Genomic DNA, 21,851 nt, shown 5'->3' on the forward strand with positions numbered 1-21,851 from the left:
ATAGCCTGGGCCCATGACCCGAACCGCACCGCGCATCTGCCCGCTCTGCGAGGCCACCTGCGGGTTGACACTCAGCATCGACCGGGACCGCACGACCGGCCGCGAGATCGTCGTCGCGGCACGCGGTGACGCCGAGGACGTGTTCAGCGCCGGCTACCTCTGTCCGAAGGGCGCGAGTTTCGCGCAGCTCGACAACGATCCCGATCGCCTCGACCGGCCGCTCGTCCGGCGTGACGGCCGGTTCGTCGAAACCGATTGGGACACAGCGCTCGCGGCCGCCGTCGAGGGGCTCGCCGAGGTGATCTCGACCTCCGGCGGCGAGTCCATCGGCTTCTACCTGGGCAATCCGTCGGCGCACACCGTCGCCGGCACGATGTACGCGCCGTTGCTCATCCGGGCCCTCGGCACCCGCAACGTGTTCAGCGCCAGCACCCTCGACCAGATGCCGAAGTAGGCGGCCACCGGTTATCTGGTCGGACATGCGGGGACCTTCGCCGTCCCGGATCTCGATCGCACGGACCACCTCGTGATCATCGGAGCCAATCCGGTGGTCTCCAACGGCAGCGTCACCACGGCCGCGGACTTCCCCGGAAAACTCACCGCACTGCGTCGGCGAGGCGGGCGCCTCACCGTCATCGACCCGGCACGCACCCGGACGGCCAAGCTCGCCGACACCCACCTCGCGCCGCGGCCCGGTACCGACGCGGCCCTGCTGGCCGCGGTCGTGCAGTGCCTGTTCGACGAGGAACTCGTCGCCGACGATCTCGGTGGGATAGCCGCACATGTCACCGGGGTCGACGCGCTGCGTCGAGAGCTGGACCCGTTCACACCCGAACGCGTCGCGCCGTTCTGTGGTGTCGCGGCAGCCGACATCCGGGCGCTCGCGCGATCGATCGCCGCATCCCCCTCGGCTGCCGTCTACGGCCGAATGGGTACCACGACAGTACAATTCGGCACACTGGGCAGCTGGTTGATCGATGTGGTCAACATCCTCACCGGCAACTTCGACCGGCCCGGGGGAGTGATGTTCCCGCTCGCTCCGACGGCGCCGTCGCCGCGTCCGGCCCGCGCCGGACGCGGATTCCGCACCGGGCGCTGGCGCAGCCGGGTGTCCGGCCACGCCGAGGTCGGCGGCGAGTTGCCGGCCGTCGCGATGGCCGAGGAATTCGAGACACCCGGCGACGGACAGCTGCGCGCCCTGGTGACGGTGTCGGGGAACCCGGTGCTGTCGGCACCCAACGGCGGACGACTGGGGCGCGCACTCGACGACGCGCAGTTCGTGGTCTGCGTCGACCCGTACCTGAACGAGACGACACGGCACGCGCACGTGCTGCTGCCGCCCCCGCGTCCGTCGCAGAGTCCGCACTTCGACGCCATCCTGAACAACCTGGCGGTCCGGGCCACCGCTCGCTATTCACCGCCGGTACTGCCGCTACCACCGGGCCGTCCCGACGAGATCGAGATCGTCTCCCGGCTGATCCTGGGACTGTCCGGCGCCGGGGTCGACGCCGACCCCGGGCTCGTCGACGAACAGGTCATCGCGGCGACTCTGGCCAAGGAGGTCACCGACCCGCACTCGCCGGTCGCAGGTCGCGAGGTCGACTCACTCGTCGCGATGCTGCCCGACGCACCGGGACACCAGCGCCGTCTGGACATGCTGCTGCGGGTCGGCGCGTACGGCGACGCCTTCGGCGAGCGGGACGGACTGACGTTCGCGGATGTGCTCGCCGCGCCTCACGGCATCGACCTGGGGCCGATGCGACCGCGGCTGCCCGGGGTGCTCCGCACGGCGTCGGGCAAGGTCGAACTCGTTCCCGATCCGCTCATCGGCGACCTCGCGCGCCTGTGGGCCGCCGTGGTCGCCGACGACCCGACTCCCGTCGGTGACGGCAACCTGCTGCTGGTCGGCCGCCGTCATCTGCGGTCCAACAACAGCTGGATGCACAATCTGCCGGCGCTCACCGGCGGCACCAATCGCTGCACACTCCTGATGCACCCCGACGACGCCGACCGGCTCGGGATCTCCGACACCGCCAAGATCCGTGGCGCAGGCGGGTCGCTGACCGTTCCCGTCGAGATCACCACCGACATCCGGCCGGGCGTCGCCTCCCTGCCGCACGGCTGGGGCCACGATGTCGAGGGCACCCGGCTGGGCGTCGCCGCCACCGAGCCGGGGGTGAACGTGAACGAGCTGAACGACGGCGCGTTGCTGGATCCGCTGTCGGGAACCGTCGTCCTCAACGGTCTTCCGGTGGAGATCGCGCCTGCCTGACCTGGTCGAGGGGTGCGTAGGGTGGACCGAGGCCGCCGCGAGGGCCGGCTTCGACGACACCGACCTGACAGGGGATGACGCACGTGCTCAACGAGGACGCCGGGACCACGACCGCCGATGGATACCTGGTCCGGGTGCCGGTGCGGTGGTCGGACATGGATGTCTATGCGCACATCAACCATGCCCGGATGGTGACGCTGCTCGAAGAGGCGCGCATCCCATGGCTGTTCTACGACGGCCGGCCCACCGCACCCCTGCGCGACGGCTGTCTCGTCGCCGACCTGCATGTGAGATATCAAGCGCAACTGCGTCATTCCGAGGGGCCGATCGAGGTCACCATGTACGTGGAGCGGTTGCGTGCCGTCGATTTCACCGTCGGCTACGAGGTCCGGGCCGCGGGCGCCGACCCGGCGTCGAAGCCGGCCGTCGTCGCCAGCACCCAGCTCGTCGCGTTCGACGTCGCCGCGCAGCGTATCGCCAGGCTCACGCCGGAACAGAAGGAGTACCTCGCCGGATTCCGCCGTGTGACAGGGGAACCCGCCACGCGAGCCGACGGACCCAGCTGATGGAGCGGTTCATCGAGATCGCCTCGTCCGACCGATCCAACGCTCTCGCGTTTCTCGCGCATGCGGTGCGACTCGACGAGACCGCGGTCGTGCGGGTGGTCGCGCGTTCGGATGGTCTGGTCGCATTGTGGGCGCACACCGGATTCGACGTGCTGGCCACGCGTTCGGTGACCGGCCGGGTCGCGCCGGCCGACATCGTGTGTGACGCCTCGACGTTGCGATCGGCCGTCGAGGCCGCCGTCCCCGGGGGCGCCGCCGATCCCGGGTTCTCGCTCGACAGTGCCTGGCGCGGTGCGCTTCCCGCCGCCGTCGGTTTCCGGCACATCGACGACGTCCCCGCGCGCAGCGTCGTCGAACTGTCCCGCGAGGGCGCACGGGTCGCCCGTGAAGAGGGCAGTGGGCACGGTCCCGCAACGGGTCTGCTCGATCAGGACGTCCTGGAGGTGACGTCCGAGGAAGGTGCCCTGCGGGCGGCGGTGAGCATGAGGTCGGTCTTCGCCCTCACCGGTATGGGGTTCATCCGCGACGCGGCCGGACGGGCGGTCACCGAGACCTCCGACACGGGAGCGATCGCCGCCGACGAGCCGGTTCGAATCCGGATGTCCGCGGCGTGGATTCGGATCGACGCCCGCTTCGGGTCGGTGTACCAACGTCGCCACCGCGATCTCGCGGTGACGGTCCTGAACTAGCCCGGCAGGTGGGCGGTCACACCAGCCAGGCCGCCGCGTCCGGCGCGAGCAGGCCGTCGACGAGAGGCGAACTGACGAGCAATAATTCGCCGGGCGGGAGGGGTACCGGTACCTCGCCGGCGTTCAGGGCGCAGATCAGCTGCCCCTCGGAACGACGGAACGCCAGGCATCCTTCGGGAGCGCCGTACCACTCGATGTGCTCGCCGGCGAACTCCGGACGGGACACTCGCAGGTCGATGGCGGCGCGGTAGAGCGACAGCATCGATCCCACGTCCTCGAGCTGGGCTTCGACGGTGAGCGCCTGCCAGGAGGTCGGGATCGGCAACCAGGTCTCGTTCGACGCGCTGAATCCGAACGGTGGCTCGGTTCCCTCCCAGGGGATCGGCACGCGGCACCCGTCCCGGCCGCGTTCGGTGTGCCCGGAACGCTCCCACACCGGGTCCTGCAGCGCGTCGTCCGGCAGGTCGTCGACGTTGGGCAGTCCCAGTTCGGACCCGTTGTAGAGGAATATGGTTCCAGGCAAAGCCATTTCGACGACGAGCATCGCGCGTGCGCGCCGTGTTCCGCGTTCGAGGTCGAGTGCGCCGGTATCCGGATCGACCACCGCGTAGCGGGTGACCTCGCGGGCGACGTCGTGGTTGGAGAGCGTCCACGTGGGTGTGCCCGACACCGACAGCACCGCGTCGATCGAGTTCTCGATCGCCTCGCGGATCGCGCCGGATTCGAACGGCGCCTTGGCGAGCCGGAAGTTGAAACCGAGGTGCAGTTCGTCGGGCCGCAGGTACTCGGCGAAACGCTCGTTGTCGCTGACCCAGATCTCCCCGACGTTGGCCGCACCGGGGTACTCGTCGAGGACCTTGCGGATCTTGCGGTGGATCTCGTGCACCGCATAGTTGTTGAAACGCGGATCGTCGTCGGAGTTCTGCAGGAGTTTGGTCGCCGACAGGTCCATGTCGGGCAGGTCGGCGGGTTTGGCCATCCCGTGCGCGACGTCGATGCGGAAACCGTCGACACCCCGATCGAGCCAGAAGCGCAGTGTCTTCTCCAGATCGGCGAAGACGTCGGGGTTCTCCCAGTTCAGATCCGGCTGTTCCTTCGCGAAGATGTGGAGGTACCACTGGCCGGACGAGCCGTCGGCCTCGGTCACACGTGTCCAGGCGGGTCCGCCGAAGATGCTGTGCCAGTTGTTCGGCGGCTCGTCGCCGTTGTCGCCGCGGCCGTCCCGGAAGATGTACCGCTCCCGTTCGGGACTGCCCGGGGCCGCCTCGAGTGCGGCTCGGAACCACTCGTGCTGGTCGCTCGTGTGGTTGGGGACGAGGTCCATCGTCACGCGGATGTCGCGCTCGTGGGCCTCGGCGATGAGGTCGTCGAACACATCGAGATCGCCGAAGAGGGGATCGATGTCGCGGGGGTCGGCGACGTCGTAACCGTGATCGGCCATGGGGGAGGCCATGATCGGACTCAGCCAGATGGCATCGATTCCGAGGAGTTCGAGGTAACCGAGTTTGTCGATGACCCCGGCGAGGTCGCCGATCCCGTCGCCGTCGAGATCGGAGAAGGAGCGCGGGTAGATCTGGTAGAACACCGCGGACTTCCACCACGAGGTGTCAGACGGATCCAGCTGCGGGACAACGGGCGTTGTGACCGGTGCGTCAGCGGCCACGACGGCCGCGTCGGTGACCGACTCATCGGGGGTCGGCTCGTCGAGCGCATCGACATCGGACTCGATCGCGCCGTCGTCGTACGGCGCGTCCTCGGGCTGGCCCACGTCAGATGACTCGGCGGGGACAACATCTGGTGTCTCGTCGCTCACCGTGGTCATTGTGCCCTACCTGAGTTTTCTCGGAGAAATCCAGGTCAGTCGGCGAGTCGGGCGGCGTGTCGGGAGGGAAACCGCTCTCAGATGGGCGAATTCATCATCGATTGCGCCGCCATCTCCATGTAGTCGATCAACGCTCGGCGGTGCGGGGCGTCGAGGGTCTCCTCGTCGATGGAGGCGATCGCGGTGTGCATGCAGCGCAGCCACGCGTCCCGTTCGATCGGCCCGACGCGGAACGGATTGTGGCGCATGCGGAGCCGGGGGTGGCCCCGCTCGTCGGAGTAGGTCCGCGGACCGCCCCAGTACTGCTCGAGGAACATCCGCATCCGGCGTTCGGCGGGGGCGAGGTCTTCCTCGGGATACAGCGGGCGCAACACCTCGTCGCGCGCCACCTCGGTGTAGAACACAGCGGTGAGGCGCCGGAACGTCTCGGCGCCGCCGACCTCGTCGTAGAAGGTCCGCGCGGGGGTTTCCGGCGCCGGTGGGGTCGGAGGGGATGTGTTGGGTTCGCCAGTCACCTACGCCATTGTCCTCACCCCGGCCGCACCTCTCAACGTCGCGCCGGTTCCAGGGCTCTGAGCTGGCCCGACACCGCGAAACGGTTCCCACGGAGACCGCCGCCGTGATGGACTTGTGCTCGTCGGAGTGGTGGGAGGCGAAAATGACGCACAGATCACACGCGAGGGCGACACACGGCAGGGCGAGGTCGCGGGCAACGGGCGGTGCGACACCGATGCGGGACGTCGACGCCGAGGAGAACGCGACCGGCACCCGCACCTGGACACGTCGTCGGGTGCTGCTCCTCAATGCCACCTACGAACCGCTGACGGCCGTCACGGTCCGGCGTGCCGTCGTTCTCGTGCTGCGCGGTCGCGCGGACCTCGTGCACGCCGACGAACACGGCGGTGCGATGCACTCGGTGGGTACCGCGGTCCCGATCCCGACCGTGGTCCGGCTCCGGAAATACGTCCACGTGCCCTACCGGGCGACGGTCCCGATGACCCGGGACGCACTGATGCGTCGGGACCGGGCGCGGTGCGGCTACTGCGGTGCACGGGCGACGACGATCGACCACGTGGTCCCGCGGAGCCGGGGCGGAACGCATACATGGGAGAACTGCGTCGCGTGCTGTGCGTCGTGCAATCACCGCAAGGCGGACCGACTCCTCGGGGAGCTCGGGTGGGCGCTGCGTACGGTTCCGGTCGCGCCGAAGGGCAGGCACTGGCGGTTGCTCGCGACGATCAAGGACATCGATCCGGCCTGGCTCCAGTACATCGACTCCGGCGCTGCGTGAGGCGTCGTGGAGGCCTTGCAGGGGCGCCCCGGGCGTCTACGACGCGCTGTAGGCCCCGGTGCGCCGGGCGGTGTTCGGTGGGTTAGATTGATCAACGATGACCTGCGCCGACAACCGGGCGGGTCCGGCGCGACCATCGAAAGGGTGACATGGACGTCGACAGCCTGATCGTCCCCATCGGAGTGCCAGTCACGATCGTGACGGTGCTCTTCGTGCTGCTCTGTGTTGTCGCGATGGTGTTCTCCTCCGGGGTCAAGTACCCGAAGGTCAAGGAGTACACCCTCGACCAGCAGTGGGAGCATGCACCGCTTCTCTTCAGTGCCACCGACATCGAACCGATGGCACTTCCGCGGCACGCGGAACCAAGCGACGTTGACGGGAGTTCGGCCAGTGGCAAGTGGTGAGGTTACGCACGCGAATGTGAGCGCCGAGGTCGCGGCCCGTTCGGCCGCCGAGCTGCCGGTGGGCGCGGTGTTCACCAACAGCGGCCGCATCTCCGCGGCTCGCTACCCCGGTGACTCGCCGACGACGCCGCCCTTCAGCAAGCGGGACCTGATCGCGCTCGACGACACGCTCAAGGCCGCCAGCGAGAAGGCCCTCGTCCGTTTCTCGGTGTACATCGGTGACCTCGACGGCGACGTGGAGGCCAGTGCCCGCGAGATCCTCGCGAAGTCGCCCGAGCCCGCGTACGGCACGCTGATCGCCGTGTCGCCGAACTCGCGCGACGTGGTCATCGTCTCCGGCAGTTCGGTCTCCACCCGCGTGAACGATCGTGTGGCGGCGCTCGGCGTCACCGCCGCGGTCACCGGTTTTCGTCAGGGCAACCTGATCGACGGGCTGATCGCCTCGCTGCGGGTGATGGCCACCGCGGCCGCCGCCGGCTGACCCGCCCTTCTGCACAGACCACGAGGCCGCCCCACCTTCCGGTGGGGCGGCCTCGTCGTTGCCGTGGTGTCCGCGTCAGTGGGTGAGGACCTTCTCGTGTGCACCGCGCGCGGTGGTGGCGTCCGACTCGAGTTCGTCGTCGACCATGTTGGTCTCGTCGAACGGGTCCCGGCCCGACAGCACATCGTCGACGCGCTCCTTGTCGACGGTGCTGGTCCACGAACCGACGAGCAGGGTCGCGACCGCGTTTCCGGAGAAGTTGGTGACCGCGCGGGCCTCCGACATGAACCGGTCGATACCGACGATGAGGCCGACGCCGTCGAGCATCTCGGGGCGGTGGGCCTGCAGTCCACCGGCGAGGGTGGCCAGTCCCGCACCGCTGACGCCGGCGGCACCCTTGGACGCGATGATCATGAAGACGAGCAGGCCGATCTGCTCACCGATCGACAGCGGGTCGCCCATCGCATCGGCGATGAAGATCGACGCCATGGTGAGGTAGATGGCGGTGCCGTCGAGGTTGAACGAGTACCCGGTCGGCACCACGACGCCGACCGTGGTCTTCTCCACGCCGAGGTGTTCCATCTTCGCGATCAGGCGGGGCAGCGCGGACTCCGACGACGAGGTCGCGAAGATGAGCAGGTACTCGCGGGCGAGGTACCGGACGAGCTTGAAGATCGAGACACCCGACACCGTCCGCAGCAGCACGCCGAGCACGCCGAACACGAACACCAGGCAGGTGAGGTAGAAGGCGAGCATCAACGTCAGCAGCTGCTGGACTGCCGCCCAGCCGGTCTGGCCCACGACGCTGGCGATGGCGCCGAACGCACCGATCGGGGCCACCCAGAGCACCATCGTCAGCACCTTGAAGACGAGCTTCTGGAAGTAGGAGACCGCGGTCAGGATCGGTTCGCCGGTCCGGCCCATGCTCTGGATGGCGAACCCGACGAGCAGTGCGACGAAGAGGGCCTGCAGCACGCTGCCCTCGGTCAGCGCGGACAGCATCGAGTCCGGGATGATGCCCTGGATGAAGTCGAGCGTTCCGCCGGACTCGTGTGACTCGTCGGCCAGCTCCTGCCCCTTGCCCGACACCGAATCGATGTTCAGGCCGTCGCCCGGCTGGATGATGTTGCCGACGACCAGGCCGATGGCCAGTGCGACTGTCGACATCGCCAGGAAGTAGACGAAGGCGAGGCCGCCGACCTTGCCGACCGTCGCCGCCTTGCGGACCGATCCGATGCCCAGGACGATCGTGCAGAAGATGACCGGCGCGATCATCATCTTGATGAGGCTGACGAACATGGTGCCGAGCACGCCGAGGTCCTTGCCGACGCCGGGCGCGACGAGACCGACCACCACACCCGCGACCACCGCGATGATGACGCCGATGTAGAGCCAGTGGGTACGGTCCCGTTTACCGCGCGGGGGCGCGCCGGCCGTATCGTCAGGCGTGGTCGCGATCGGATCGGAACCTTCTCCGGCCGGTGAGCCGCCGGACCTGCCTCGAATGTTCATCGGTGATTCTCTCCTCATACACCTCGGACAACAGTGATTAGGATTGTGGCCCGACGGGGTGACGCGGGTCACGATTGTGTTCATTACGTTCAGACAGGGAACGAGGTCGGCAGGGATGCGGTGGTACCCGCGAACGCTCGCCGGACAGGTCGCGGCCCTCGCGCTGTCGGTCTTCGCGGCGGTGGTCGTCGCCGAGAGCGTTCTGGCGGCCGTCGATGCCCGCATCGACGCAGACCGAGCGGCGCGGGCCGAGGTGACCGCCGTGGCGGTCAGCCTCGCGGAGTCACCGTCGACCGTCGCGGCGCTGACGTCCCCGGACCCGAGTGCGGTGCTCCAGCCGGTGACCGAACGCGTCCGCGCGGCGACCGGGATCGCCTTCATCACCGTGCTCGCGCCGGACCGGACCCGCTTCACCCACACCGACCCCACGCGGATCGGCGAGCCGTATCTCGGGAGCATCGACGCGGCGCTGCGAGGGCAGACGATCACCGAGAACTACACCGGCACCCTCGGACCGTCCATCCGCACGATCGTCCCCGTCCGCACGCCGGACGGACGCGTCGTGGGGATGGTCGCGGCGGGGATCACGCAACGCACGCTGACATCGGCGTGGCGTGGCCAGCTGCCACTGATCGCCCTCGCAGCGTTCGCGGCCCTGCTCACGGCGGTCGGCGGCGTGTGGTGGATTCGGCGACGGTTGCTACGGCAGACCGGTGGCCTCGCGCCCGAGGAGCTGAGACTGATGTACGACCATCACGACGCCGTGCTGCGGTCCGTGCGGGAGGGGCTGGTGGTGGTGGAGGACGGGCGACCTGCCCTCGTCAACTCCGAAGCGCAACGCCTGCTCGGCATCGAAGCCGACGCGTCGCCCGACGAACTGCCGGCCTTCCTCACCGACGGCGACGAGGAGACAGACGTGACGTATGCCGACCGCGGCCGGGTACTGCTCGTGAGCCGTTCCCCGGTGTCCGGCCGACGGCGGTCGTCGGTGGTGACCATCTGGGACCGCACCGAGCTCGCGGAGGCGATGGGCGAACTCGACTCGATGACGCGGTTCGCCGAGGCACTTCGGTCCCAGGTGCACGAGGCCGCCAACCGATTGCACACGATCGTCGCGCTCGTCGAGATGGGACGGCCCGACGAGGCGGTCCGCCTGGCGACCACCGAGTTCGAGTTGTCCCAACAGCTCATCGACCGGATGACCCAGGCGGTGGCCGAGCCCGCGCTGGTCGCCCTGCTGCTCGGCAAGACGGCGCAGGCGGCCGAACGCGGCATCCCGCTGTCGTTGACCGAGGAGTCACAGGTCAGCGACGCCGGCACCGGCATCCTCACTCCCGGCGAGATGATCACGGTGGTGGGCAACCTGATCGACAACGCACTGGACGCCTGCGACCCGGCCGACCCATGGGTCGAGGTGACCGTCGTCGGGGACGACCGCGTGCTCGACATCATCGTCGCCGACAGCGGAACCGGCATGGACGCCGAACTGTTCGCGCGGGCGACCGCCCGGGGCTACTCGACGAAGTCGGGTGGCGACGCCGCCGGCCGCGGGCTCGGGCTCGCCCTCGTCGCCCAGGTCGTCGCCCGTCGACACGGCACGATGACCGCCGAGAACACCTACGGCTCGGTCATCTCGGTGCGCGTGCGCGCCGACGAGCGGGCGGGCACACCGTGATCCGCGTCCTGATCGTCGAGGACGAACCGGTGATCGCCGAGGCGCACCGGGACTACCTCGCCCGTCTGGGGGGATTCGAGGTCGTGGGCGCCGTGTCCACGGCGCAGGAGGCGCTGCGGATGGCCGGCGCCGGGCCCGTCGACCTGGTCCTGCTCGACCTGGGCCTACCGGACGCCCGCGGGGTGGACCTCGCCTCCGCGCTGTCGGGTGTACGCCCGGCGCCCGATGTCATCGCGATCACCGCACAGCGCGACCTCGCGACCGTCCGGAGCGCCATGTCGCGCGGAGTGCTGCTCTACCTGCTGAAACCGTTCACCTTCGCGGCGTTCCGAGAGAAGATCGAGCAGTACCTGCGATACCGCGAGGCCCTCACCGGTGACGCCGACGCGGTCAGCCAGCGCGACGTCGACCGTGCGCTCGCCGAATTGCGCACGAGCGACACCCGCCGGTCGGCGAAGAAGGGTGCCGCGCCGCAGACCGAGGACGCGGTGAGCCGGGCGGTCCGCGACAGCCCCGACGGACTCACCGCCTCCGAGGTCGCCCGCGCCCTCGGATCGTCGCGGGTCACCGCATGGCGCTACCTGGAGCGGCTCGCCGACGACCACGTCCTCGACCGCGACACCGAATACGGCTCGGCGGGCCGCCCGCAGGTGCGATACCGGTGGCGACGACGCTGACCGCACGTCTGCCGGCTCAGCCCTCCTGTGCGTCGAAGGCGCGTGCTCGAAGCGAGCGTGCCACGCCGTCACGACCCTCGGAGATCAGTCGCTTGAGCGCGGACGGATGGTCCCCGGACAAGAACTCCTCGGCGAGGTCGAGGGCCTGCTGCGACATCGCCCAACTCGGGTACAGGCCGACGACGACGGTCTGCGCGACCTCGCTGGACCGGCGTGCCCAGACCTCCGGTACGGCGGCGAAGTACTTCTCTACATAGGGCTCGAGGAGTTCGCCTTGCCCGGGGCGGGCGAACCCGCCGATCATGGTGCGGGTGTACACGTTCGAGAGCGTGTCGTCCTCGACGGCGCGAGTCCAGGTGTCCGCCTTGGCTTCCGCAAGCGGACGGGCCGCCCGCGCCAGTGCCGCCGACCGCGTACCGGTCGCGGTGTTGTCACGCTCGGCCTCGGCGTCGATGACCGGGGTCGACGCCGGATCGGTGTCGATGGCCCCAGCGGTCGCCAGCGCGGTCACCAGCTTCCACCGCAGATCGGTGTCCACGGCGAGACCGTCGAGGCCGTGCTCGGCGGGGTCCGCACCGTCGAGCAGTGCGCGGGCCACCTCGGTCTCGTCGTCGTTGATCCGGCCGGCCAGCCACGTGTTGACGAACGCGAGCTGATGGTCGGAGCCGGCATCGGCGGCGCGGGCGAGCTCGAGCATGCGAGCGCTGAACCCCGGGCGGCCCGTCGTCGCCGCCCACTCGGGATCGGCGTAGGACTCGATGGCTGTCGTCGCCTGCAGCAGGACGCGTTGCACGACACCGATTTCCGACTCGGCGGCGATTCCCCGACGCACGAGTTCGACGAAATCGCGGGCCCGCATCTCGGCCTGCCGGGTCATCTCCCATGCCGCCGACCAGACCAGGGTGCGTGGCATCGGATCGCTGATGTCGCCGATCCGTGCGGTCGCGGTCGCCAGCGACTCCGGGTCGAGTCGGACCGAGGCGTAGGTCAGGTCGCCGTCGTTGAGCAGCACCAGATCTCCGCGGTGCACGCCGACGAGATCGGCGACATCGGTGCGCTCACCCTCGATGTCGAGTTCGACGCTGCGGGTCTGCTCGATGGCGCCGGATCCGTTGTCGGCGTAGACGCCCACACGCAGACGGTGGACCCTGGTCTCACCGGCGCCGGGGGCGGCACCGTCCTGGACGATGGTGAACCGGGTGAAGGCGCCCGAGTCGTCGACCTCGAAGTCGGGTCGGATGACGTTGATGCCGGTGGTGCGCAGCCATTGGGCGCCCCAGTCCGACAGGTCGCGGCCCGACGACTTCTCCAGTGCGCCCAGGAGATCGGCGAACGTGGCGTTGCCGAACTCGTGTGCGGCGAAGTAGCTGCGCAACCCGGCGAGGAAGTCCTCGAGACCCACATAGGCGACCAGCTGCTTGAGGACCGATGCGCCCTTCGCGTAGGTGATGCCGTCGAAGTTGACCTCGACGGCGGCGATGTCGGGGATGTCCGCGGCGACCGGGTGGGTCGAGGGCAGCTGGTCCTGGCGGTAGGCCCAGGACTTCTCGACGTTGGCGAACGTCGTCCAGGCGCTGGTGTACTCGGTCGCCTCGGACTGGCACAGCACCGATGCGAAGGTCGCGAAGGACTCGTTGAGCCACAGGTCATCCCACCACTGCATGGTGACCAGGTCGCCGAACCACATGTGCGCCATCTCGTGCAGAACCGTCTCGGCGCGACGCTCGTAGAGGTATTTGGTCACGCGGGACCGGAAGACGTAGTCCTCGAGGAAGGTGACGGCGCCCGCGTTCTCCATCGCACCGGCGTTGAACTCGGGGACGAACAGCTGGTCGTACTTGCCGAAGGGGTAGGGGATTCCGAAGTTCTTGTGGTAGAAGCCGAATCCCTGTTTGGTCTCGGTGAACAGTCGCTCCGAATCCATGAACTCGGCCAGCGATGCGCGGCAGTAGATGCCCAGGGGGATGTCGCCGTGCTCGTCGGAGTAGACGTCGGTCCACTCCGCGTAGGGCCCCGCGATGAGCGCTACGAGGTAGGTGCTCATCGGGACGGTCTCCTGAAAGCGATGCACCACAGCGGATGTGGCGGCATCCGGGTCACCGGGAGCTTCCGCGTGCGCCGCGTTGGAGATGACCTTCCAGTCCGCGGGAGCGGTGACGGTCACGGTGTAGGTCGCCTTGAGGTCGGGCTGATCGAAGCACGCGAACATCCGCTTGGCGTCGGCGGTCTCGAACTGGGAATACAGGTAGACCGAGTCGTCGGACTGGTCGACGAATCGGTGCAGACCCTCGCCGGTGTTGGAGTAGGCGCAGTCGGCGACCACGGTGAGCGTGTTGTCGGCGGCGAGGCCGGACAACGGGATGCCGATCGACTCGTCGAAGCCGGACACGTCGAGGTCGGTGCCGTTGAGGGTGGCCGAGATCAGGGTGGGGGCGACGAGATCGACGAACGTCTCACTGCCTTCCGACGCCGTGAACCGCACCGTCGTCGTGGATCGGAACGTCTCGGTCCCGGGAGCGCCGGAACCGTCGGTGAGGTCGAGCTCGATCTGGTAGTTCGACACGTCGAGAATCGCTGCGCGGTCGCGGGCCTGGTCTCTGGTGAGGTTCGGAGCAGTCACGCAGGCCAGCTTATCCAGGTGCGGACGCGGGCGGCGCTCAACGCAACCCGGCCGGGTTCAGGATCGCCCGGGCGATCGCCTCGAGGTCGTCCGCGACCCCGGGGCCTGGACCGCAACCGTGGCGACTCGATGACCTCACAGGTGAAGCCGAAGAGCGCCTGCACGAGCGCATTCGCGTCAGCCGCCGTCAGCAGTCCGTTGCGGGATCGGATCGCGTCGATCCATTCGGCCCGATAGTCCGCCTGAGCGTTCAGCAGTCGCGTCTGCTCGGCGTCGGGAAGGTACATCAGGTCGCGGGTGAAGACCGGCATGATGCGACCGTGTTCGCCCAGCGAATACTCGACGAACACCCGGATCAGCGCGTCGAGTGCATCGCCGGCGACGACACGGTCCAGAGCGTGGCCGGAGACATAGAGAATTCCCTGGACGCCGCGCCACAGGACCGCCAGGAGCAAATCGGATTTGCCGGAGACCTCTTGGTACAGGGTCGCGATGGAGACGTCCGCGGTCTTCGCGATCTCGTCGATACGCACGTCGGGGAATCCGCGCTCGGAGAACAGTCGGGTGGCGGCGTCGAGTATCCGCTCGCGGCGGGCGGCGGGGCGCCGGCGCGCGGGTGGGGTCTGGTCACCGGTGTCCGGACCGGGTGCCCTTGGCAGCTCACAGGTGATGAGCGAGTCCGCCACCGCTCGCTGAACCTGCTTGAGGCGGGCCGGCGGAAGTGAGCCGCGCATGCCGGAGGTGTTGGAGAACACGCTGAGCAGTGCCGCACTCAGCACCTCCGCGGCCGCCGGCGAGAGGTCGGGCCGCGTGGCGACGATGAGCGAGGCGACATGCTCGCTCAGCTCATCGAAATACTCTTTCATCACGTCGAGTTCGGCGTGCTGCAGATGCCGTTGTTCGCGGCGCCACAACGTCGAGACGTCTCGATGCGCGGTGAGGTCGCCGAGCCCGTCGAGGAGAAGGGAGAGCTGGTCGCCCGGCGAACGGCCGCGGCTCTTCGCGTCGGCCATCAGTTGGGCGACGAGCTCCACCTGGGTGGTCAGGGCCTGCGAGAGAATGTCGTGTTTGCCGGGAAAATGCCGATAGACTGCCGGGCCGGTGAGACCGACGGCGGCGCCGATCTGCTCGATGCTGACGTTCCGGAACCCGGCCTCCTGGAAGAGCTTTGTGGCGGCCCGGACGATCTGTGCCGATCTCTGCCCGACGGATCTGGGTACGACCGGGTGGCCGCGCCGATCTGCCCGGATCGGCTGATCCGGATCAGACGGTGGTGGCAGCGACATCCCGGGTCCTGTTCCTCGGCGGTCCATGCACCATCTCACATCACGCGCGGCCCGGGCGGTGCGTATCCCCAGCCCCCGGCCGGCTGTCCGACGCACCCGGGAACAGTTCGGCGCACCGCGATGTTGAGGCGTCCGACGGCGGAACCGGCCGGACGGCCGGCGCCCGACAGACAGCCGACTCTCGAGAGGACGTTCCGATGTCAGTGCAGGCCCAGACCACCGACCGCGTCGATTTCTGGTTCGACCCGCTGTGTCCCTGGTGCTGGATCACCTCGCGCTGGATTCTCGAAGCCGAGCAGGTCCGGCCGATCGAGGTGAACTTCCACATCATGAGCCTCGCTGTCCTCAACGAGGGCAAGGACATTCCCGAGGAGTACCGCGAGGGACTCAAGCACGCCTGGCGTCCCGTCCGCGTCGTGGCGGCCGCCGCCGCCCAGAAGGGGGACGAGATCCTCGCGCCCTTGTACACGGCGATGGGCACCCGCATCCACAACCAGGGCATCAAAGACCTCGACGAGGTCATCGCCGGTGCGCTCGACGAACTCGGTCTCGACGCCTCGCTCGCGGAGGCCGCCGACGGCACCGAGTTCGACGACACCATCCGCGCGAGTCATCACGCCGGCATGGACAAGGTGGGCGACGATGTCGGCACGCCGACCATCCACGTCAACGACGTCGCATTCTTCGGTCCGGTCCTGTCGCGCATCCCGCGCGGTGAGGACGCCGGGACGGTGTGGGACGGTGCGCGCGCGCTGGCGTCGTACCCCCACTTCTTCGAGCTCAAGCGCACACGGAACGAGGACCCGCAGTTCGACTGACCGGTTCGGTTGTGCCGCAACGGACTTCCGCGTCAGAAACGTGGCGGGGGTTCCATGCCGTTGGGAAGTCCGCCGGGCGCGAGGGCGGCGGGATGTGGTGGCGGTGGCACCGCCACCACGTTCCCGCTGCCGACACCGCGGACGATCCGGCGCGGACGCAACAGCATCGCGCCCGCACGGGTCCGGTCGCGGAGAGCGGCCGCGCGCCAGGTCAGCACCGGATGCGACGACATGGCGTTGGTCAAGAAGGTGAAGAAGCCGCGCTCGTGGGTCGCCCGGTCGGCGAACTGGTCGAAGTCCACCGCCGAGAGCATGTATTTGCCCGCGGCCAGGACTCCGATGGCGCCGGGTGCGCCACCGGGTCTGGCGTAATACCCGTAGTTGTCGGCACTGTATTCCTGCGCGCGGCACAGCGCGGCCCCGAGGACCGGGATGTTCATGCCGACGATCGTCGAGAGCTGTCGCCAGTACGAGGTGTGCCCGGCGGCGATGTGGCCGACCTCGTGGCCGATGATGAACTCGAGTGCCTGCGGATCCCGGGCCGCGCCACCCACCTCGAACAGGTCGGAGTACACGACGACGAAGCGTCGGAACCCGTGCCCGGAGGCGAACGCGTTGATCGCGCCGTTGCCGAGGACGACGTAGGCGTCGGGCACGTATTCGAGGCCGAAGCGCGCCGCGGCCTCGACGACCATCCGATGCCCGTCCGGGAACTGGGTCGGCGTCATCTGCACACCGTTCACCCGTGGAGACGCGTAGGTCAGACCGCGGATCACGAAGAGCAGGAGCGGGAACAGCAGCGCACCCAGCAGGAGCTGGTCGAGCATGCCGAGCGCCACGAGCACGATGATCGCCGCGTATCCCAGCACCGTCGCGAGGATGACCACCACGAGTGCGGGGATCTCCCAGGGATGGAGCCGAGGCCTCGCCGCGTAGTGGGCCGGACGCAGCCACCGACGGGCGGGGTCGGTGGGAGCAGGTGGTGGCGGGTCGGCGACACCGGGCACGTTGGGGATCGGCGCCCCGGAGGCGGGCGCGCCGCCGTTCGGCTCGCGGGGGATGGGCAGGGGCGTGTCCACGCCCTCAATCTATAGTGGCGCCATGCGTGTCTATCTCGGTGCCGACCATGCCGGATTCGAACTCAAGAACCAGATCGCCGATCATCTCGCGGCGACCGGCCACGAGGTCGTGGACTGCGGAGCCCATGTGATGGATCCCGCCGACGACTACCCGGCGTTCTGCATCGCCGCCGCGTCCCGGACCGTCGCCGACCCCGGCAGCCTGGGAATCGTGCTGGGCGGCAGCGGCAACGGCGAACAGATCGCTGCCAACAAGGTCCCCGGTGCCCGCTGCGCACTCGCCTGGAGCGTCGAGACCGCACAGCTGGCCCGGCAGCACAACAACGCGCAACTCATCGGAATCGGTGGCCGGATGCACAGCACCGACGAGGCGCTCGCCATCGTCGACGCCTTCCTCGCCACCCCGTGGTCGGAGGAGGCGCGGCACCAGCGTCGCATCGACATCCTCGCCGAGTACGAGCGAACCGGTGAGGCTCCCGAGGTGCCGGCGGCCCCGGCCCAGTAGGCCACCGGCGCAGCCCGTGCCCGAGGGCCACACTCTTCATCGGCTCGCGCGTCGCCAGCAGCGTCTGTTCGGCGGCACGCAGGTCCGCGTCAGCAGCCCGCAGGGGCGGTTCGCCGACGGTGCGGCGGCGGTGGACGGACTGACCTTCCACGCCGCCGAGGCCTGGGGCAAACACCTCGTGCATCGATACCGAGATGATCGCACCGAGCGTCTGGTGCACATCCATCTCGGCCTCTACGGCGCCTTCACCGAACTCCCGGTGCCCGTGCCCGAACCGGTGGGGCAGGTTCGACTCCGAATCGAGAGTGAGACCGCCGCCACGGATCTTCGCGGACCGACGGCCTGTGAGATCTACCACCCCGCCGACCTCGAGACGTTGATAGCCCGCCTCGGTCCGGATCCACTCCGACGCGACGCCGACCCCGGACGGGCATGGGCTGCGATCTCGCGGTCCGCGCGCCCCGTCGGCGCCCTCCTGATGGACCAGAAAGTCATCGCGGGGATCGGCAACGTGTATCGCGCCGAGATCCTCTTTCGTGCGGGCATCGACCCGATGCGTCCCGGAAAGCGTGTTCTCCGTGAGGAATTCGACGCGCTGTGGGCCGATCTGATGGACCTCATGAAGATCGGTGTACGTCGTGGACGCATCCACGTGATACGTCCCGAGGACGATTCCGGCGCGCCGGCGTACGCGCCGAACCGGCCGCGAACCTACGTGTACCGGCGGGCCGGGGAGCCGTGCCGGATCTGCCGAACCCCCGTCCTCGTCGCCGACCTCGAAGCGCGAAAACTGTATTGGTGCCCCGTCTGTCAGACTTAACAAGTTACTGCCCGGTCGGTGTGGGTAGCCGAACCTTAGTAGCATCGTGCAAGACCGTGAGTTCCTTACTCATGCGAAGGGTCGGGGATGACAGAGGGGGCAGTGTGACAATCAGCGAAAGCATCCGGTCTCATGCCGGATTGATCTCGCGGGGCGAGGTGTCCCCACTGAAAGACGTACCTTTCCACGGGGCCGCCGATGCGCCGATCACCCGCCGTGTGCTGGCCGGCGGCGATCTGTTCCCGGAAGCGGAGAAGCGTGTCGTGGCGCACGAGATGCGCGCCGTGTCGGCTGCCGCCCGTGACTACTGCGAGCCGCATGTGCACGACTGCCCGGAGATTAACATCCTGTTGTCCCTTGACCGCCTCGTCTACGAGATCACCCTCGGCGACGAGGTCTACGAGGTCGAGGCGCCGGCGAGTATCTACATCCCGGCCGGACTGGTGCACAGCGCCAACGTGATCGAGGGAAGCGGATTCTTCGTCGCGATCATCGAGACCGCCGACTACGTCGCGAAACCGCCGCCTGCCCAGGCGTCCTGACCCGCGTCGCCATACCTGCGGAGGGACTCTCAGCGAGCCCTCAGCGACCCTGCGGCCGGTTCACACATGCCGGCGCCACGATGGGTGGGTGCAGCAGAGTCGAGGAGTCGGTCCCGGACGACCGGGCGACGCGTCGTCGGCGGTCACCGTCTTCGTGGTCGGTGGCACGGGGGAGTCCTTCGCGGGCGACACCCGGACCGACGTGTCGGGCCTTCTGGCAGGCGTGGCGGACGAACTCGACGACCGCTTAGTCTGTCGCTGGATCGGATACCCGGCGAGCTACGGGCCTGCCCCGGCACCGGGTGGGATGAGTTTCGTCGAGAGCGTTGCCCTCGGCGCATCCAGTCTGCGCGCGGCCGTCCGTGCCTCGACAGGTCCGATTGCCCTGGTGGGTTACTCGCAGGGAGCCGTGGTCATTCGCGCCGCCCTCGCCGACCTGGCCGCCGGCAGCGCGACCGACACGCCGCCCGCCCTGGACCGGGTGATCGGCGTGGGTCTGGTCGCCGATCCGCACCAGCCACCCGGTGTGGTGCCCGGCTGTCGCGGATGGGGCGTGGCCGGCCCCGGAGTCGACCTGCCCGCAGGGGTCCCGGTGCACTGGGTGGGCGCGGCCGAGGACATGATCTGCAACGCGGGTGCGGACTCACTCGTGCGTGACGTCGCCGACCTCACCGGGTCGATGACCTTCGCCGGACTCGGCCGATGGGGCAGGAGTGCGTGGGATGTGCTGCGCGCCAATGACTTGCAGAACGCGCGACGCACCTCCGTCCGGCCGGCGCAGTGGCGTCGCGACCTGGGACGTCTGGCGGCTGCGTGGCGTGAGGTCCGGTGCTACCTGCCGGCGCGGATGCGCATCAGCGGTCTGTGGGTGTCGAATGCCGCGGGCGGTCGGCACACGTCCTACGGGAGCGAACCCTACCGGCGGGCCTCGGTCACCGATCCCGCCTCCACCGGCTGTCAGGTGATCGCGCGATGGCTACAGGTGCAGGCGACGTTCGCCGCCCGCACCGCCGCGTAGCGCGCGACAGGGGCCGGTCACCACTGGTGACCGGCCCCTGTGCTGTCTGTTGCTGACCTAGGTGTTCTGGTACTTCGGTCCGATGGTGTTGCGGACCACGATCGGGGTGTTGCGGGGGACGTTGTCGTACACCCACTTGCCGTACTCGGTGGTCACGTTGATGCAGCCATGGCTGACGTTGCTGCGACCCTGCTGGTTGACCGACCAGGGCGCCGCGTGGATGAAGATTCCGTCCCACGACATGCGCGTGGCGTACTCGACGTAGGTCCGGTAGCCCTCGGCGGAGTCCACCGGGACGCCGTACGTGGACGAATCCATGTACATGTCGCGGTACTTCTCCTTGGTGTAGTAGACGCCGTGGGGGGTCGGGTTCTTGTCGGACCCCATCGAGATCGGCATCTTCTTCACGACCTCACCGTTGTGCCACCAGGTGATGGTGTGGGTGTTGTCGTCGGCCAGCGCGATGTAGCCGGTCTCGGTCTTCACGTTCGGGATGGCCGGGTCGGCGGGCTTCTCCTCGGTCGTCGTCGACGACGGCGGCTGCGGAGCCTCGGGAGTGCTCGGCGCCGGCGGGGTCGGCAGGCCCGGGACGGCGGGGATCTCGACCGGCGGCAGGCCGGGGATCACGGTCACCGGGACGGCGTTCGCGACACCGGGAAGGGCGAGGGCCATCGCCAGGACGCCGAAGACGACAGCCGTGAGGCGTCGAGCCGAGCGGCGGCGCGAGGCGCGCGAGGTCGGCGTTGGGGAGTTCAACACAGGTCGTACCTTCGGTTCGATGGGTCTGTCCGCGCATCGGCCTGAGCGCTGCACCATCGTTACACAACCGTTGTCTTGGGTCCAAGGAGTCGCGCACGCTGAATGACCCCGCGATCGCGAACGGGGAGTACAACGTCGCAAAACCCAAGGTGAGCGTAGCTGCGGGCACTGCGTGTGACGGTCATCACATTCGGGGTGTCGCATGTCCGGACGGCGACGATTGGGACTCATCTTCGTCGAAGTCCCGCCGATGTCAACAGGATCGTTTGTCCCAGTGTTACTTGGGCTTTGGACTTCGTTGGGTTTTCGGTCAGGCGGGTTGTGGGTGCTCGGTCCGGAGATGCCGCGCTGGTTGCGAGCATGCTTCGTCCCGGCAGACGAGCATCACGTCGACGCGGCCGATGCCGGCCTCGGATTCGGTGACGTCTCGGCGTACGTACAGGGGGGCGCCGCAGGAGCCGCACCGGCGCTGGGTTTTCGTGTGGCTGGAGGACATGGGTCAACGGTACGCCTGGTGTGGTGAGGATCACAGGATGGTCGGGTTGCGGTGATCGTGCGCGTGGGTGTGGTCCGGTCGGGTGACTCGGGCTGCGATCTGAGACATCCGGAGCGGAACCGGGTGTGACGCGCGCACGACAGAGGAGCGTCGATGGCGGGGGCGGTACGCGGTGCCCCGGGAAGGAGTGCGCTTCTACATCTCGCAACCTCTCCGGCACGAGAGGTGAGACATTGTAAGGAAAGTCGATGACCAGACTCATTGCAACACTGACATTCGCCGCAGCGGCATTCATCGGAGGCGCGGGACTCGCGAACGCCGAGCCCTGCAAGATGGCCATCGGCAACGGCCAGTTCGCGCCCTGCCCGCCGCCGATCGTCTCGACCGGCCCCGGTGATCCGACGTCGCCCGGACATCCCGAAGAGGAGCCGGCCCCCGAGATCGAGTACGAGTACGTGCCGCTGCCGCTGCCGTGGAACGCGCCCCCGGTGCTCTGACACGGCGCCCTGAAATGCAGAA

General features: G+C 68.6%; 21 protein-coding genes and 1 pseudogene. 14 read left to right on the forward strand and 8 right to left on the reverse strand.

Annotation, left to right across the window (positions count from 1 at the left end; all coding sequences use genetic code 11):
* The first annotated feature begins 13 nt into the window (after positions 1 to 13).
* From KTR9_RS10875 to KTR9_RS10885, 3 genes and pseudogenes are all read left to right on the forward strand, one after another.
* Positions 14 to 2,272, forward strand: a pseudogene (locus KTR9_RS10875) (molybdopterin-dependent oxidoreductase).
* 74 nt (positions 2,273 to 2,346) lie between these two features.
* Positions 2,347 to 2,838: an acyl-CoA thioesterase gene (locus KTR9_RS10880; protein WP_010841647.1), complete on the forward strand. Its 492-nt coding sequence runs from the start codon at positions 2,347 to 2,349 to the stop codon at positions 2,836 to 2,838.
* The gene (locus KTR9_RS10885; protein WP_014926419.1) at positions 2,838 to 3,527 is read left to right on the forward strand and encodes a hypothetical protein; all 690 of its coding nucleotides are present in this window, start codon (positions 2,838 to 2,840) and stop codon (positions 3,525 to 3,527) included. Before KTR9_RS10880 ends, KTR9_RS10885 begins: the two co-directional genes overlap by 1 nt.
* A 16-nt stretch (positions 3,528 to 3,543) precedes the next feature.
* Here KTR9_RS10885 and KTR9_RS10890 read toward each other — a convergent pair whose 3' ends face one another.
* Together KTR9_RS10890 and KTR9_RS10895 are read right to left on the reverse strand one after the other, a co-directional pair.
* A complete protein-coding gene (locus KTR9_RS10890; protein ID WP_014926420.1) occupies positions 3,544 to 5,349 on the reverse strand; it encodes a glycoside hydrolase family 13 protein in 1,806 nt (601 codons plus the stop codon).
* 77 nt (positions 5,350 to 5,426) lie between these two features.
* Positions 5,427 to 5,864, reverse strand: a complete 438-nt coding sequence (locus KTR9_RS10895) for a globin (protein ID WP_010841643.1) — start codon at positions 5,862 to 5,864, stop codon at positions 5,427 to 5,429.
* A 215-nt stretch (positions 5,865 to 6,079) separates the two neighbouring features.
* Between KTR9_RS10895 and KTR9_RS10900 the strand changes: the two genes are divergently transcribed.
* The 3 genes from KTR9_RS10900 (at position 6,080) to KTR9_RS10910 (ending at position 7,525) form a co-directional block, all read left to right on the forward strand.
* Complete coding sequence (locus KTR9_RS10900; protein WP_044506454.1) at positions 6,080 to 6,640, forward strand: HNH endonuclease; 561 nt, start codon at positions 6,080 to 6,082, stop codon at positions 6,638 to 6,640.
* Positions 6,641 to 6,789: 149 nt separating this feature from the next.
* A complete protein-coding gene (ctaJ, locus tag KTR9_RS10905; RefSeq protein ID WP_004019594.1) occupies positions 6,790 to 7,044 on the forward strand; it encodes an aa3-type cytochrome oxidase subunit CtaJ in 255 nt (84 codons plus the stop codon).
* The gene (locus KTR9_RS10910; RefSeq protein ID WP_193363240.1) at positions 7,031 to 7,525 is read left to right on the forward strand and encodes a DUF5130 family protein; all 495 of its coding nucleotides are present in this window, start codon (positions 7,031 to 7,033) and stop codon (positions 7,523 to 7,525) included. The genes ctaJ and KTR9_RS10910 overlap by 14 nt, the downstream gene beginning before the upstream one ends.
* A gap of 75 nt (positions 7,526 to 7,600) precedes the next feature.
* Here KTR9_RS10910 and KTR9_RS10915 read toward each other — a convergent pair whose 3' ends face one another.
* A complete protein-coding gene (locus tag KTR9_RS10915) occupies positions 7,601 to 9,037 on the reverse strand; it encodes a C4-dicarboxylate transporter DctA (RefSeq protein ID WP_010841640.1) in 1,437 nt (478 codons plus the stop codon).
* Between the two features lie 115 nt (positions 9,038 to 9,152).
* Here KTR9_RS10915 and KTR9_RS10920 point away from each other — a divergent pair, with 115 nt between their 5' ends.
* A complete protein-coding gene (locus KTR9_RS10920) occupies positions 9,153 to 10,712 on the forward strand; it encodes a sensor histidine kinase (RefSeq protein ID WP_014926422.1) in 1,560 nt (519 codons plus the stop codon).
* Positions 10,709 to 11,389, forward strand: coding sequence for a response regulator (locus KTR9_RS10925; protein WP_010841638.1), 681 nt, complete (start codon positions 10,709 to 10,711; stop codon positions 11,387 to 11,389). The genes KTR9_RS10920 and KTR9_RS10925 overlap by 4 nt, the downstream gene beginning before the upstream one ends.
* Before the next feature lie 16 nt (positions 11,390 to 11,405).
* Here KTR9_RS10925 and pepN read toward each other — a convergent pair whose 3' ends face one another.
* The gene (gene pepN, locus KTR9_RS10930; RefSeq protein ID WP_014926423.1) at positions 11,406 to 14,009 is read right to left on the reverse strand and encodes an aminopeptidase N; all 2,604 of its coding nucleotides are present in this window, start codon (positions 14,007 to 14,009) and stop codon (positions 11,406 to 11,408) included.
* A complete protein-coding gene (locus KTR9_RS10935; protein ID WP_014926424.1) occupies positions 14,006 to 15,295 on the reverse strand; it encodes a TetR/AcrR family transcriptional regulator in 1,290 nt (429 codons plus the stop codon). Before KTR9_RS10935 ends, pepN begins: the two co-directional genes overlap by 4 nt.
* A gap of 197 nt (positions 15,296 to 15,492) precedes the next feature.
* Between KTR9_RS10935 and KTR9_RS10940 the strand changes: the two genes are divergently transcribed.
* Positions 15,493 to 16,113 carry a mycothiol-dependent nitroreductase Rv2466c family protein gene (locus KTR9_RS10940; RefSeq protein WP_014926425.1) on the forward strand — a complete coding sequence of 207 codons (621 nt, stop codon included), beginning with the start codon at positions 15,493 to 15,495 and terminating at the stop codon, positions 16,111 to 16,113.
* A gap of 32 nt (positions 16,114 to 16,145) precedes the next feature.
* On the opposite strand, the gene KTR9_RS10945 is transcribed toward KTR9_RS10940, so the two are convergent.
* Positions 16,146 to 17,192: a M48 family metallopeptidase gene (locus KTR9_RS10945; RefSeq protein WP_044506457.1), complete on the reverse strand. Its 1,047-nt coding sequence runs from the start codon at positions 17,190 to 17,192 to the stop codon at positions 16,146 to 16,148.
* A gap of 22 nt (positions 17,193 to 17,214) precedes the next feature.
* Between KTR9_RS10945 and KTR9_RS10950 the strand changes: the two genes are divergently transcribed.
* The 4 genes from KTR9_RS10950 (at position 17,215) to KTR9_RS10965 (ending at position 20,077) form a co-directional block, all read left to right on the forward strand.
* Positions 17,215 to 17,697 (forward strand): ribose-5-phosphate isomerase, encoded by a 483-nt coding sequence (locus KTR9_RS10950; protein WP_010841633.1) that lies wholly within the window; start codon positions 17,215 to 17,217, stop codon positions 17,695 to 17,697.
* 16 nt (positions 17,698 to 17,713) lie between these two features.
* Positions 17,714 to 18,517: an Fpg/Nei family DNA glycosylase gene (locus tag KTR9_RS10955; RefSeq protein WP_014926428.1), complete on the forward strand. Its 804-nt coding sequence runs from the start codon at positions 17,714 to 17,716 to the stop codon at positions 18,515 to 18,517.
* Positions 18,518 to 18,621: 104 nt separating this feature from the next.
* Entirely contained in the window at positions 18,622 to 19,059 is a 438-nt protein-coding gene (locus KTR9_RS10960; RefSeq protein ID WP_010841631.1) for a hypothetical protein, read from the forward strand.
* A gap of 88 nt (positions 19,060 to 19,147) precedes the next feature.
* Positions 19,148 to 20,077: a PE-PPE domain-containing protein gene (locus tag KTR9_RS10965; protein ID WP_014926429.1), complete on the forward strand. Its 930-nt coding sequence runs from the start codon at positions 19,148 to 19,150 to the stop codon at positions 20,075 to 20,077.
* A gap of 57 nt (positions 20,078 to 20,134) precedes the next feature.
* On the opposite strand, the gene KTR9_RS10970 is transcribed toward KTR9_RS10965, so the two are convergent.
* Positions 20,135 to 20,893, reverse strand: coding sequence for a L,D-transpeptidase (locus KTR9_RS10970; protein ID WP_014926430.1), 759 nt, complete (start codon positions 20,891 to 20,893; stop codon positions 20,135 to 20,137).
* Positions 20,894 to 21,146: 253 nt separating this feature from the next.
* Entirely contained in the window at positions 21,147 to 21,332 is a 186-nt protein-coding gene (locus KTR9_RS26890; protein ID WP_081637187.1) for a hypothetical protein, read from the reverse strand.
* A gap of 248 nt (positions 21,333 to 21,580) precedes the next feature.
* Between KTR9_RS26890 and KTR9_RS10975 the strand changes: the two genes are divergently transcribed.
* Entirely contained in the window at positions 21,581 to 21,829 is a 249-nt protein-coding gene (locus KTR9_RS10975) for a hypothetical protein (RefSeq protein ID WP_044506461.1), read from the forward strand.
* Positions 21,830 to 21,851: the final 22 nt, after the last annotated feature.

This window comes from Gordonia sp. KTR9, from assembly GCF_000143885.2.
GTDB lineage: Bacteria > Actinomycetota > Actinomycetes > Mycobacteriales > Mycobacteriaceae > Gordonia.

Excerpts from the sequence above, each read along its gene's own strand:
- KTR9_RS10920 (WP_014926422.1), top strand. The coding sequence starts at position 9,153 with ATGCGGTGGTACCCGCGAACGCTCGCCGGACAGGTCGCGGCCCTCGCG.
- KTR9_RS10935 (WP_014926424.1), bottom strand. The coding sequence starts at position 15,295 with ATGTCGCTGCCACCACCGTCTGATCCGGATCAGCCGATCCGGGCAGAT.
- KTR9_RS10880 (WP_010841647.1), top strand. The coding sequence starts at position 2,347 with ATGACGCACGTGCTCAACGAGGACGCCGGGACCACGACCGCCGATGGA.
- KTR9_RS10900 (WP_044506454.1), top strand. The coding sequence starts at position 6,080 with ATGCGGGACGTCGACGCCGAGGAGAACGCGACCGGCACCCGCACCTGG.
- KTR9_RS10970 (WP_014926430.1), bottom strand. The coding sequence starts at position 20,893 with ATGGTGCAGCGCTCAGGCCGATGCGCGGACAGACCCATCGAACCGAAG.
- KTR9_RS10950 (WP_010841633.1), top strand. The coding sequence starts at position 17,215 with ATGCGTGTCTATCTCGGTGCCGACCATGCCGGATTCGAACTCAAGAAC.
- ctaJ (WP_004019594.1), top strand. The coding sequence starts at position 6,790 with ATGGACGTCGACAGCCTGATCGTCCCCATCGGAGTGCCAGTCACGATC.
- KTR9_RS10975 (WP_044506461.1), top strand. The coding sequence starts at position 21,581 with ATGACCAGACTCATTGCAACACTGACATTCGCCGCAGCGGCATTCATC.
- KTR9_RS10885 (WP_014926419.1), top strand. The coding sequence starts at position 2,838 with ATGGAGCGGTTCATCGAGATCGCCTCGTCCGACCGATCCAACGCTCTC.
- KTR9_RS10890 (WP_014926420.1), bottom strand. The coding sequence starts at position 5,349 with ATGACCACGGTGAGCGACGAGACACCAGATGTTGTCCCCGCCGAGTCA.
- KTR9_RS26890 (WP_081637187.1), bottom strand. The coding sequence starts at position 21,332 with ATGTCCTCCAGCCACACGAAAACCCAGCGCCGGTGCGGCTCCTGCGGC.
- KTR9_RS10940 (WP_014926425.1), top strand. The coding sequence starts at position 15,493 with ATGTCAGTGCAGGCCCAGACCACCGACCGCGTCGATTTCTGGTTCGAC.
- KTR9_RS10915 (WP_010841640.1), bottom strand. The coding sequence starts at position 9,037 with ATGAACATTCGAGGCAGGTCCGGCGGCTCACCGGCCGGAGAAGGTTCC.